This window comes from Shewanella surugensis, assembly GCF_023284005.1.
GTDB lineage: Bacteria > Pseudomonadota > Gammaproteobacteria > Enterobacterales > Shewanellaceae > Shewanella > Shewanella surugensis.
The window spans coordinates 1-1231 of record NZ_JAKIKS010000317.1; the positions used below are offsets into that span (position 1 = coordinate 1).

Consider the following 1231-nt stretch of genomic DNA (forward strand, 5'->3'; position numbering starts at 1 on the left):
AGCCAATGCTGAATTTTTAATTAACATGAGGCCAAGAAAGGCGTTAAACTTTCTCAGTCCTTATGAGTTTTTAACAGGTAAACGTGTGTCGCTTATTGCTGAGATCTAGGCCATGGAAAACCTCGGTCAAGTGCTACATTCCACCAGTTATTATATGAATACAGCAGAAACCATTGACAGTAATGCCAACGGTAAAGTCTGCCTGATCGATAGAGGAAACAATACCTTCTATGAAAAAGTCGCCAACTGTGAAAAATCAGGTGGCATTGGCGCAGTGATCATCAACAATGTTTCTGGCGTATTAACGGCCACCTTAGGCACCACCAATGACACGACTATTCCTGCTATCGGTGCCAATTATGACAATAGAAGTGCACTCTTAGCCGCATCCAGCATGAGTATCGACATAGGTTCTAGTAATTATGGCTATATGAGTGGCACTTCAATGGCCACGCCTGCAGTATCGGGGATTGCAGCATTAGTCTGGTCGAATAACAATCAATGTTCAGGTGAAGAAATTCGTAACGCATTAATTAAATCTGCATTTTATCCAGGAACCGATCCGTCATCTCATGATGTCTATTTTGGTTATGGGATAGTGCAAGCTAAAATGGCGGATGAGTATTTAACAGAAAATCCTTGCACAGGTGAAACACATTTATAAATTCTTTCATACTTTTATTAGACGAGCTAACAGTAAGTCAGCTCGTTTTTCATCCTAACTTAATCCCAGAGTCATTAATAACTCTGGGATTAACGCCGTTAATAGCAAGAGATTCAAAGAAAAAATGAGATTTTTCACACTTAGCATATTATTTACAACCACTTTCATAAATACATCATCCGTTGCTGAAGTTTTTCCTGATAATAACCGTTACATTGTTAGTATTGATAACGCGAGTAAACCCATTGTCAAAGCCCAGGCTGAAAAGTTAACTTACCTCCGGCAAAGCCGGAGGCTTATTTGGGTGACGCCCTAAAAGGGCTTAAGTCCGTGCCCAAGGCACTATCTACATTCCGAGTTTTAATTGATCTCGATGAATGTCATTTTTTTCTTGGTTTCGTATGTACTCTTTTATCATTTCCTCATCCAAACCAACCGTAGAAACATAGTAACCCTTTGCCCAAAAAGCCTCTCCATTGAAATTCTTTTGTCGTCCCTTAAACTGACGAGCAATTGATATGGCACTTTTACCTTTAATAAATCCTACGACGTTAGATACTGAAAATT

Annotated in this window: 1 protein-coding gene and 2 pseudogenes; 2 read left to right on the forward strand and 1 reads right to left on the reverse strand. The window is 39.5% G+C overall.

The features are described 5' to 3' along the window. Positions 1-109, forward strand: a pseudogene (locus L2764_RS27250) (IS30-like element ISVsa7 family transposase); the annotation flags it as partial. Next, positions 110-649, forward strand: a pseudogene (locus L2764_RS27255) (S8 family serine peptidase); the annotation flags it as partial. A 361-nt stretch (positions 650-1010) separates the two neighbouring features. Here the strand turns inward: L2764_RS27255 and L2764_RS27260 are convergent. Further along, a partial coding sequence (locus tag L2764_RS27260) for a transposase (protein WP_248943462.1) occupies positions 1011-1231 on the reverse strand: 221 nt, incomplete at its 5' end.